The following is an 11,665-nucleotide window of genomic DNA, read 5'->3' as shown; positions in this document are numbered from 1 at the left end:
TTTTCATTAATTGTCACATAATACAACATTTATGCTTTTTTATATAATAATTTTGGATGAAATTCCTATAAAATTTTATTAATTTCTTTCAATTTTAACTTTACTTCCACCCATACCACATTCTGCCGGTGTAATCATTAGCTTTACTGGGACTCTGTTTTTTATAGTTTCCACATGACTGATAATTCCCACCTTCATTTTTTCATTATGAATTCTTTCCAAGGAATTCATAACAACTTCCAATAATTCATCATCTAGGGTTCCAAAACCTTCATCCAAGAAAAATAATTCTAAAGGTGCTGTTCCTTTTAATTGGATTTGAGCTGATAACGCTAAAGCCAATGATAATGATGCTAGGAAGGTTTCACCTCCTGATAAGGTTGTTGCATCTCTTCTAGCTCCACCATTTTTATAATCTCTAATTATAAATTTACCATCTTCATCGACTTCTAAACCATAATTTCCATGAGTTATTTCTTTTAATCTCTTAGACGCCTCAATAGAAATATATTTTAATTTATTAACAGCTACAAATTCTACGAATTTTTTTCCTTTAAATAACTTTTCTAAATCACTAAGTAAAGCTAATTTATGTTCAAGTTTCGCTTTCTTTTCCAAGAGATCTTTTTGCTCTTCCAGTTTAGTTTTTATATTTTTTAACTCTTCCTCAATTTTAATTTTTGTTTCATTAGCATCACTAACTTCTTTTTCTTTTTGATCCCTCAGTAATTTTACTTCTATATACTGCTCTTCTGTTATTTCTTTACCATTAATTTTACTCTGTAAACTTTCAATTGCACCCTTAACCTTTGATACATTATCTTTGTAAGCTTCCACCCTTGCCTTATATTCACTAATTTTTTCTTTTTCAATTAGATTATTCTTAACATCCTGCAAAGATCTAAAGCCCTCACTATCAATTGCAACTTCCAATTGTGCTTCTTCTTCATTTTTTCTTTTACTTAATTCTTTATATTTACTAATTGCACATATAAGTTTCTCATTACTTTCAGTAAATTCTACTTCAATTTTACTTTTGCTATTTTCAAGTTTTTCAAACTCTTCATTTATAATGTGTATATTCTTTTGAATTTCATCAAGAAGCATATTTAAGTCTGCCTCATCATTAACTTTATTTCTTATGGATTGTAATTTTTCTTCTTTATTTTTTTCATTACTTAGTAAATCCGCTTTATCTTTAGTAAGAGTTTCTTTCGCTAAAATAAGTTCATTACTTAATTGTTCTTTTTGCTTTTCGAGTTTTTCAACTGAATCCCTATTTAATTTAACTGCTTTAGCTAACTCTTCTCTTTTCTTCTCAATTTGTTTTATTTCATCATTTTTTTTGATGAAATTTTCTACTAAAGTTTCTGCTTTTAATAAATCCACCCTGCTTTTTATATTATTAAACTCTGCACCATGATCATTAATGCTTTTTTCTAATTCTTCAAGCTGCCTTTGATTAGTTCTTACTACAGCTCTCAGTTCGTTTATTTCCCCATTTCTAATGCTGACTTCATTTCTTAATTTACTGATATCTTTTTCTAAATTCTCTTTATTTTTTGCATATGTGTCTAAAACTTTTTCTAAATTAAGAAATTCCTCCTGCAGTTTTTCTAAAGACTTATCTTCACTGGAGATACCTAAGGTGCGTATTTCTTCTTCATTATTTTTTATTTTATCATTGTAATTCTTTACCTTAGTTTCATTTTCAATTATTTTGCTACTAATTACTTTTATAAAATTCTCTTTATTTTTGATTTCATTTTCAATAGGCTTAAGATCTACAATACTTGAAGCTATATTTTCTTTAACATGATGAGTAGAACCACATACTGGGCATTCCTCCCCCTCTATAAGTTCAACTCTAAGAGTATGAGCCAAGTTTTCTCTCATAATTTCTTTCACACTATTCTTCAGCTTTTCTAACTCTTCTTCGTGCTTCTTTTCTTCATCTTTTTTACTATTAATTTCAGAATTCAATTTTTCTATTTCTTTTTTAGAAGAATCTATTTCATTTATCAGCCTGTTAAAAATTTTATATCTCTGCTCACATTCAACCATAATTTGCTTTAAGTTAACTAAGTCTTTTTGATCTCCTGGTGGATTTTTTATCAAATAGTCATATTGACCTTCTTTATTTTCTAATTCTTTAACTTCTTTATCTACTATTTCTCTTAATGCCTTACCTTGCGATATTGTTTCAACATTTTCTTTTTCAATAAAAGCCTTTTTTTCTTTTTCTCTAGTAATGATTAAACTTAAATTAACCAGCTTTTCTTCTGAAACTATTCCTTCTTGAACTTTTTCTTTCAAAGCTTCATCAATTTTTAATTCATTATAAACTTTTTCATCTTCTTTAATTTGGGTATTTCTAGCTTTAATTTCTGTATCTATTTTTAAAAGTTCACTTTGGCTTTCTTCACACTTTTTTGAAGTTATTTCAATTTGTGATTTTAATTTATCTATATTTATTTGAATGAGTTCTAATAATTTTTTCTCTTCCATTGCATCTTTTACTTTTTGCTCTTGTAACATTAACTGAGGTAATTTGTTTTCTTTATTATTTTTAGCCATGCTCCATAGCTTTTCTATGTTTTCCTTTTCTTCTTTTATTCTATCAATTGCTGACTTTAGTTTCTCTAATTCAGTTTCATTTTCATTAAACTCTTTTATGGTATTCTCATAGGCATTTATATATGGTAAGACCTTTGCTCCAGCCTCCCCTAAATTTATTTTTTCTATATGATTTCTTATTTCTTCTTCTCTTTCTTTCAGTTCCTTTTCTTTGTTTTTATATTCTACTAAATCAAGCTGTAACTTCCATATTTCCTCATTTTCTTTATAATTCTTTTGGGCAGCATCTAATTCACTTTTTAAAGCATCTAAATTGCTTCTTAATGCTTCTAGCACTTCTTCTTTTTCTTTTAATTTTTCTTCACTTACATCACTATATCCACTTAACTGACCAAGCAGCACACTATTATCAGTTTTTTCTTTACTTATCTTTGCATTAAGCTTTCTTGATAAATTATCCCCAAACTGTTGAAGATTAAATAATCTTTCAAGCATATCTCTTCTGTCTTTTCCCTCAAGCTTTAAAAATTCACTAAACTTACCTTGAGGCAGTACAACAGTTCTTGAAAAGTCATCTAAGTTAAGACCTAATATTTCCTCAACCTTTTTATTTATAGTCTTAACTCCATCAGCTAAAACCTCTTCCTTTACATCTGTTATATCAACTATTTTACATTTTCCAGAGCTTATTCCGCCATCTTTTTTTCTTCTAAACTCTCTGTCTATAGTGTATCTTCTGATTTCAGTGCCTGAGATTTGGAATTCAAAATTAACATTTAATCTTTCACAATTAGTATTTATATAGTTAGAACTTTTTCTAGCCACATTTCCATACAATGCTAAAGTTATTCCATCCAATATAGTTGATTTTCCACTTCCTGTTGGACCGAAGATACCAAAAAAACCTCTATCTGTTAATTTATCAAAGTCTATAGTCTGTTCATCTATAAAGCTATTTAGTCCTTTAATCCTCAACTTGATTGGTCTCATATTCTTCCCCTTCTTCATCTATAATTGATAAAAGTAATTCTACAACTTCGCTCTCTGGAGGTGTTCCTCTTTCCTTAAGATAAAATTCCTTAAAAATTTCTTCAAAGGACTTTTCACTTATATTTAACTCAATATCTTCATCTATACCCTTTACCTTCGGCATTATTTCTAGGATATCCCTTTTCAAGTCCTTCATTTGCTTTATTTCATCTTCTCTAATATATCTATCAGTACTTATTTCGAGGTAAACCCAGCAATCTTTTTCTTTGTTTTCCTCACACTTTAAGATAGCATCTTCAATGCTTGAACACTTCCAAATTTCAATAGGTTTATATACTTTTAATTCAACCTCTTCTATGTTGCAGTCTTCCTTTGCCTTAACATCAATTATAAAACATTTCTTAGTAAAACTAATTTCTTTTTTATTATAATGAATTGGTGAACCACAATAACGTGCTTTTCTTTCTGTTCCTGGAACTATTTGTGGTTTATGTACGTGTCCTAGGGCTACATATTGTGCCTCCTTTGGAAAGCAATTTCCGTCAACAATATAAGTTCCCCCTAGTTGAATGCTTCTTTCTGAGCCACTTTCTTCACTTCCCATGGCAAATAAATGAGATATTACCAAATTAATCGTGTCTTCTCTATAATACTTTTTTAGTGAATTAAATAAAGAAAATATTCTATCGCTGTATGATTTAACTTTTTCTTCTTCCTCATCCATTCCATTATAAATTACCTCATTTAATCTTTTCTCACTTGGATAAGGTACTGTTAATATAACAGCTTTTTCATTATTTATTTGAATTTCTACGAAGCCTTCTCCTGAATCTAAGACCTTATGCTTTCCATATTCTCCACAAGAAACTATAGTCTTTGGAGTTCCAACCATAATAATTCCATGATCACGAGCCAAAGGTCCTGCTGCCACTAATCTGTCAGGATTATCATGATTTCCTGATATAACTAAAGTAAGCCTCTCCCCATCTTTTGATAATCTCTTTAAGGTATCATAAAACATTTTTTCAGCTCTTGCTGGAGGGTTTGAATTATCATAAACGTCTCCTGCAATCATAACTAAATCTATATTATTCTCTTCTACAATTTTAACAAAATCATTTAAGAATTCTTCTTGCTCATCCATTCTGCTTATGCCTTCTAAATTCTTACCTAGATGCCAATCACCTGTATGTAATATTCTCAACTCAAGCAACCTCCCTCAGTATAAATAAAGAATACTAATTAAATTCATTTTTAGAAATTTTTCTTATAATTATTTATAACAATATTATACCGCAATTAAAAATACTTTTTCTACCAAATTGTTACCATGTCAACACAAATAAAATAATAGCGAAATGACTTTTGAACACCCCACGCTATAATTAGTGGATGAAGTGCCTTTTTTCTCTCCATTATTGGCTCCTTTTGCTTTATTCTTATTTTCTTTAGACGTATCGCTGTTTTCATTTTCTTTATCATTATTTTCTTTTCCGCTATCAATATCTTCTTTTGTTTTATTAGTATTTTCTTTTCCAGTATCAATATTCTCTTTTGCTTTATCTGTGCCTTCTTTTCCGCTATCTGCGGTTTTAGCAGGTGCTGGTGCATCATTTTTTGTAGAACTCTGTCCACACCCTACTAGAATTCCACACACCATAGCCACTGCTATAACTACTGCTGATAATTTTTTTTTCATACTTTTTCCCCTAAATGAATTTTTATAATAAATATAGTATGAAATCTCCTTAAATTATCTACAAATTTATCACTAATGTATTATAATGCTTCTTTCTAATTGATACTTTTAACACAAATAGCCTTTACATAAAATTAATAATAGGCAGCAAAGCCAAAACTTTTTACCTATCAAGTTTCCAGCTTCCCACTTATCTTAGGCATTATTATTGATAAAATTAACGATAGGATAGATATACCTATAAGTATTGTAAATAGGATATGTAAAGAACTGCTTAGTGAAAGTTTAATCTGCTCAACAGTTACTGTTGTATTATATGTCGAAGCTTTATATAAATTACTTGGGTCTACTCCATTTATCCCTAGATTAGTAAAGTATTTAATTATATATAGATTAAATATACTTCCAAATACGCTGACTCCTATTGTCTGCCCTAACGTCCTAAGCAATGAATTAGTGGCCATTGCAACACCTCTTTTGTTATACTCTACAGACTCTTGAACAACTATTGTTAATGTAGTAAAAGCTCCGCCAAACCCAAATCCCATTATAAAAACATATATTAATACTAATAATAATGGAGAATTTATTCCTAGTGTAGGAAGCAGAATTGTACTAATAAGCACAATAACATTGGATATTAAAATTATTATCTTTCCTCCGTGCTTTCCAATATATCTTCCTAAAAATACTGAAGCTAAAAGCCACGAAGCTGACATTGGAGCTAGTGCTAATCCTGATATTTTAGCACTATATCCAAGTACATTTTGTATATATATTGGAAGATATACATCTGCACCTATTAATACGGCTGACACTAAAAAACTTATCAGGTTAACAATTGTACTTGTCTTTGTAAATATATCAAAAGGAATAATTGGCTCTTTTGCCTTCCTTTCGATCTTATAAAATGCCATCAATAATATAACTGTTGCTGCAACAGATAATGAAATAAATATATTATAGCTTGAAGTTATGCTTTCTCCTGATAAAAAAATGTTTAAAAATATAACCATTGCTAATGATAATGTAATAATTCCGGCAAAATCTATGGTATGTTTTTTCTTCTCGAAATTTTCATCTAAATTTCTTTGAATAAGTATAACAGATAATATCCCAAAAGGAAGATTTATAAAAAATATCCAATGCCAAGACAGCATATCAATTAATATTCCTCCTAAGAATGGTCCTGCAAGGCTTGCAATCCCCCACACTGTACCTATCGTTCCTTGAATCTTCGGCCTTTCCTCAAGAGTAAATACATCTCCAACAATTGTATAGGTAACTGTAAATATTGCACCCGCTCCAATCCCTTGAATTGCACGAGCTCCAATTAACATATACATATTTTGTGATAATCCGCACAAAGTACTTCCAACTAAAAATATTACTATTCCAATTGAAAGCATATTTTTCCTTCCATACAAGTCTGATAGCTTACCATATATCGGTGTAGAAATTGCAGAAGTTAACAAGTATACTGAAAAAACTGAGCTTATAATTTCAAATCCCTGCAAATCCTTTACTATTGTTGGAATGGCTGTAGTTACGACTGTTCCTTCAACTGCTCCTAAAAACATTGCTACCATTAATGCTATTACTATATTTCGCTTTCTTGAATTCATTTTCTAAAATCACTTCCTTATAAAATTCCTACATTTTCTTCATTAATTAGACTATATAATTATATATATAGCAAACTATTTATACAACTTAAGAATATCTTTAGAATATCTTTATAATAGTTTAACTTGATGTAATTCTAATTTGTGATATAGTATTATAGTGCAATATTCAATGAAAATATTAACAGTTTAAAAGGAGTTTATATGAAAGAATCATCGATGTCACTATCTACCTTTTTTAAAAACCGTTTTGTTCAAGTAATTATGATATCTTCTGTTTTTTTACAAATAGGAATATGGGTTCGTAATTTTGCTATATTATTATTTGTAATGGATAAAACAAATAACAATCCAGTTGCTGTTTCTTTAATTTCAGTTGCTGAGTTTGCTCCCATATTTATTTTCTCATTTATAGGAGGAACCTTTGCCGATAGATGGAGACCTAAGCGTACAATGGTTTGGTGTGACCTGTTAAGTTCTGTCTCAGTTTTTGCAGTTTTACTTACTATAATATTTGCAACCTGGGAGGCTGTATTTTTTGTAACTTTTATTTCATCTATTTTATCTCAGTTTTCACAGCCTTCTGCAATGAAATTATTTAAACTTCATGTACCAGAAGAATTTTTGCAGACTGGAATGGCTATTTTTCAAACTCTTTTGTCTATTTTTATGATTATAGGACCAGCCTTAGGCACCATTGTTTATCAAAAATTAGGAATTGATATAGCTATATCAATCATGGGAATAGCTTTCTTTTTCTCTGCTTCAGTATTAACTTTTTTACCAGCTGATCAGAAAATTGAAAAAGGAAATTTAACTACGAATTTCTTGGAAGAATTGAAAGAAGGTTTTAGTTATGTTTGGCAGGAAAGAGCACTCACTATACTAGGCACAGTTTTCGCTGCAGCAGGTCTTGCTGTTGGAATTATTCAGCCACTTGGAGTATTTATAATAGTTGAAAGACTAGGCCTTCCTAAAGAAAACCTTCAATTACTACTTATGGTGAATGGAGCAGCTATGTTTATAGGAGGCGGCCTAATTATGACCGTATCGAAAAAAATAGCTCCTCAAAAACTTCTAGGAATAGGGCTTTTAGTAAATGCCATTTCTATGGTTGGAATCGGATTATCGTCAAGCTGGGCTATAATTCTTTTATTTCAATTTCTTACTGGATTTTTTATGCCTTGTATTCAAATTGGAATTAATACATTAATTCTTCAACTTACAAAGGCGGAATTCGTAGGAAGAGTAAATGGGGTGTTAAATCCTATGTTTATGGGCTTCATGGTCATTACTATGTCAATTACAGGTTGGCTTAAAAGTCAATTTTCATTAACTATTCTTTATATTGCAGCGGGTCTGCTTTTTCTAGTTGGTGCTCTGCTAACCTCATTAATATTTAATATTTCAGTTCATAAAGAAGTTGATTCGGCTCAGTAGAATATAAGATTTTTATTTTATATATTGATAAATAAAGTGAAAGCTTTACTATAATATAACTTACTAAAATGAGTAATATACTTTTGTTTAGTCTCCAATGAAACTTTATACAAAAATATATTACTCATTCCTATTTTATTTATTATTACCCACTCTGTTTTCTTAAAGCTCATCCTATTTAATTGCTAGGTTTTTCATTTATTGATAAAATATCAATGACGCTGCTGGATAAAAGCCCGCCAAAACAACGATGAACAAATAATAATACTACCATAATTGCTCCGCTGATAGTTTGTAAAATTGCTAATAAAATAGCATTTTTTAAGCCAGCTTTCTTGCTTACTAATGTAAGCACACCAATTAATAATAGAAACATTGCTACTGAAGCTGCTGCAAAGCTATAGTACTTTTCTTCAATTGATACATCTAAAACAAACGCTAAAAATATATTTATTATTCCAAATAAAATTGTTAAAAATTTAGGTAATCCTTTTACTCCATTATAGCCAGTTTCGTTGTAAATCTTCTGAGCTAATTTTTTTAGCGGAAACATTGTAATAACTCCCACTACAAAGACCAGAATAATTAAAATCATGTTATCACTCCTAAATAAATTATTAGTTTACAATCTACAAAATACTGTAAACTGCTTATTTAATTAAAATTCTACCATAACCTTACAACAATATCAATCTATGGATAACAAGCAAAATTTCTACCTTCAGCTATAAATTAATTTTAAATAAATATGTTATTCACATACTCTCTGATAGCTACTGAATGGATCGTATATGCTGACCTAGAATAAATTTCATCTTTTCTTTCTTCTAAAAATCTCCTTACACTTTTCATTGAATTTTCTATTGTGAAAATTTCACTTGTCTCTAACGACTTATCCTTAGCCGGTAGATCTTTCACATGCTCTTCAAAATTAATATTTTCATTTAATGTAATACTACAAGTTACGCCGATTTCAAAGAATTCTTTTTCTAAGAAAAAGTCATATACTTCTATGTTATCACTACTATAATATCCTTCAGTAGGTATTCCAATTTCTTCTTCTAATCCTCTTTTTATTCCTGTTATCAGACTCACAACATTTTTAGAATAATCATAGTCTGTTTGGGAAATTCCTTCAGTAAAGCTTGTTCCATACCACTCTTCACCATTATTAGTTGTCGCTTTATTGGATCTCTTTGTTAAAATAAAAGATTTACCTTTTTGGGAATTAACTTTAACTATTCCATTGACACCTAGTGAAGTATTAAATACATTATATCTTCCTAATTGTCTAACATCATTTACTTTTGAAATATCGTGATTTTTACTTACTAATTCCTTATAGATTTCTTTAAAAATCTTATGAGTAAAATAATCTGTTGTAAATGTCTTTAAATTAACAATAGGTTCCTCCTCATTTCCCCTTCTATCATTAGTCTCTATACTATAAACCCCATATTTTTCACCATTGAAATGACATCCATTCTTTTTATTAATAAAATCATCAGCAACTTTATTTCGGTGCTTATTGATTAATTCTACTAAATTTTCTATACCTGTTTGTTTAACTATATCTTCAAAGTTACTTTGACCATTAAATGAAATATCTGTATGAAAGCTAATCTCCCTATCTAGTAATAGTTTCTTATCTTCAGGAAAATCAATGTATATACTCTTATTAGAATTTTTAATAGTAATGCAGTCCTTTAAGTTATATTTGGGCACTCCTGACGAAAGAGTTACTATATTTAATTTTTCATCAATTGATTGAATACCTGTTAATTTTTTCTTTAATCTTCTAAGCTTAATTTTACTAGCAGCAACTTTTGTACCAACCTCAAGAAATTTATTAATAAAAAACCCTGCTACTGCCCCTAAAATAAATGATATTGTATTATCCATATTGCCCTCCATCTGCTATTCATAATGTAAATATAAATTATTATTTCTTTTGTAATCTGTAATATAAATTACATTTTTATCTAATTGTATCATAATTTAAATTATTATTGTACATGGTCACTTCATCTAAAATTAATGATAATAATGAAAAAATTTATTGTTAAGACACAGAAAATTCTCGACAACACTACATTAGTGTTGTCGAGAATTTGCTTTAGTTTAATGTTGCAAGGCACAGCCTTCAAGATCATCTATTTCTTATATTATTTATTTTCTAAAACATTTGTTATTCCTTCGTAAATATAGCTAACATACGGATCGTCATCTCTATTACTTAAAATAATAATTAAGTATTTCTTATTAAGATTTCTTCCTACATATGAAGTATATCCAGGTAGATTTCCACCATGGGAAACAATCTTATTTCCCTCGGAGCTTTCATCAATAGACCACCCAAAACCATAACTTGTTAAACCAGGAGTAAACATTTCTTTTAAAGATTCTTTATTAATTATTTTCTCAGAAAATAAAGCTTCTTCCCATCTATATAAATCTTCTGCTGTTGAATATATTTCTCCAGCTGAAGCTATAATTGGACCTTCTGTATCAATTGCCTTTTCATATTCATTGTTATTCTTATCTATTGTATAATATCCAATTGCTTTGTTCTTTACAGCAGCTTTATCACTTAAAAATCCTGTATCTCTTAAATTCAGAGGCCTTAGTATATTTTCTTTTATATAAGCTTCATATTTCATTTTTGATACCTTTTCTATTATATATCCAAGTAATATGTAATTTGAATTGCTATATCCAAATTCTGTTCCAGTCTCAAAATCAAGAGGTTCGTTTTTAAATAATTCAATAAGTTCTTCTAACGTATATGTATGCTCTCCGCTTTCTATAGATTTAGCTAACTGAACGTAATCATGAACCCCTGATGTATGGTTAAGAAGATTATAAATTTTTATTTTATCACCGTTAGGGTAATCTGGGATATATTTATCAAGGGAATCTTCAACGTTTAAAAGTTTCTTTTCCTGAAGCATCAAAATTGCTGTAGCTGTGAACTGTTTTGTTATGGATGCAATTTCAAAAACTGTTTGTGTTGTATTCTCTATATTGTTATCATAATCAGCCATTCCAAACGCTCTGTTTAATATTATATTGCTGCCTTGTGCTACGAGAATTGCCCCACTAAATTCATTATCTTTAGAATAATCATCAATGCAATCAATTATTTTCGATTGAATATTTCTATTAATTCCATTCGTGCTTTCTTTTAAAACTTTTATTTCATTATATTGATTACTTGCACATCCATTTAACAATAATGTAGGCACAGTTGTTAAAGCTATTAAATATAATTTGATTTTTTTCATCATAAACTACATTCCTTAAAAACTAAAATATTGATTCAGATACACCTAAA

Annotated in this window: 8 protein-coding genes; 1 reads left to right on the top strand and 7 read right to left on the bottom strand. The window is 29.2% G+C overall.

All coding sequences use genetic code 11. From position 1 onward, the window contains the following. Nucleotides 1-78: 78 nt before the first annotated feature. From COL3_RS16195 to COL3_RS16180, 4 genes are all read right to left on the bottom strand, one after another. On the bottom strand, nt 79-3,567 hold the full coding sequence (locus tag COL3_RS16195) for an SMC family ATPase (RefSeq protein ID WP_008425221.1): 3,489 nt from the start codon (nt 3,565-3,567) through the stop codon (nt 79-81). Continuing rightward, entirely contained in the window at nt 3,542-4,771 is a 1,230-nt protein-coding gene (locus COL3_RS16190; RefSeq protein WP_008425223.1) for an exonuclease SbcCD subunit D, read from the bottom strand. The genes COL3_RS16195 and COL3_RS16190 overlap by 26 nt, the downstream gene beginning before the upstream one ends. 129 nt (nt 4,772-4,900) lie before the next feature. Further along, nucleotides 4,901-5,266 (bottom strand): hypothetical protein, encoded by a 366-nt coding sequence (locus COL3_RS16185; protein ID WP_008425224.1) that lies wholly within the window; start codon nt 5,264-5,266, stop codon nt 4,901-4,903. Nucleotides 5,267-5,436: 170 nt separating this feature from the next. Next, nucleotides 5,437-6,891 (bottom strand): MDR family MFS transporter, encoded by a 1,455-nt coding sequence (locus COL3_RS16180; protein WP_008425226.1) that lies wholly within the window; start codon nt 6,889-6,891, stop codon nt 5,437-5,439. A gap of 204 nt (nt 6,892-7,095) precedes the next feature. Between COL3_RS16180 and COL3_RS16175 the strand changes: the two genes are divergently transcribed. Beyond that, entirely contained in the window at nt 7,096-8,331 is a 1,236-nt protein-coding gene (locus COL3_RS16175) for an MFS transporter (protein WP_008425228.1), read from the top strand. Between the two features lie 178 nt (nt 8,332-8,509). Here the strand turns inward: COL3_RS16175 and COL3_RS16170 are convergent, their stop codons facing one another. The 3 genes from COL3_RS16170 to COL3_RS16160 all read right to left on the bottom strand — a co-directional run bounded on the left by COL3_RS16170 (nt 8,510) and on the right by COL3_RS16160 (nt 11,618). After that, nucleotides 8,510-8,926: a hypothetical protein gene (locus COL3_RS16170; protein ID WP_008425230.1), complete on the bottom strand. Its 417-nt coding sequence runs from the start codon at nt 8,924-8,926 to the stop codon at nt 8,510-8,512. Between the two features lie 143 nt (nt 8,927-9,069). Then, on the bottom strand, nt 9,070-10,233 hold the full coding sequence (locus COL3_RS16165) for a hypothetical protein (RefSeq protein WP_008425232.1): 1,164 nt from the start codon (nt 10,231-10,233) through the stop codon (nt 9,070-9,072). 263 nt (nt 10,234-10,496) lie between these two features. Then, nucleotides 10,497-11,618: a serine hydrolase domain-containing protein gene (locus COL3_RS16160; protein WP_008425235.1), complete on the bottom strand. Its 1,122-nt coding sequence runs from the start codon at nt 11,616-11,618 to the stop codon at nt 10,497-10,499. Between the last annotated feature and the right edge of the window lie 47 nt (nt 11,619-11,665).

Origin of the sequence: Clostridium sp. LS (assembly GCF_002760435.1) — a bacterium.
GTDB lineage: Bacteria > Bacillota > Clostridia > Clostridiales > Clostridiaceae > Clostridium.
The sequence above is the reverse complement of the archived record's forward strand: the minus strand, read 5'-3'. Positions and strand labels throughout refer to the sequence as shown.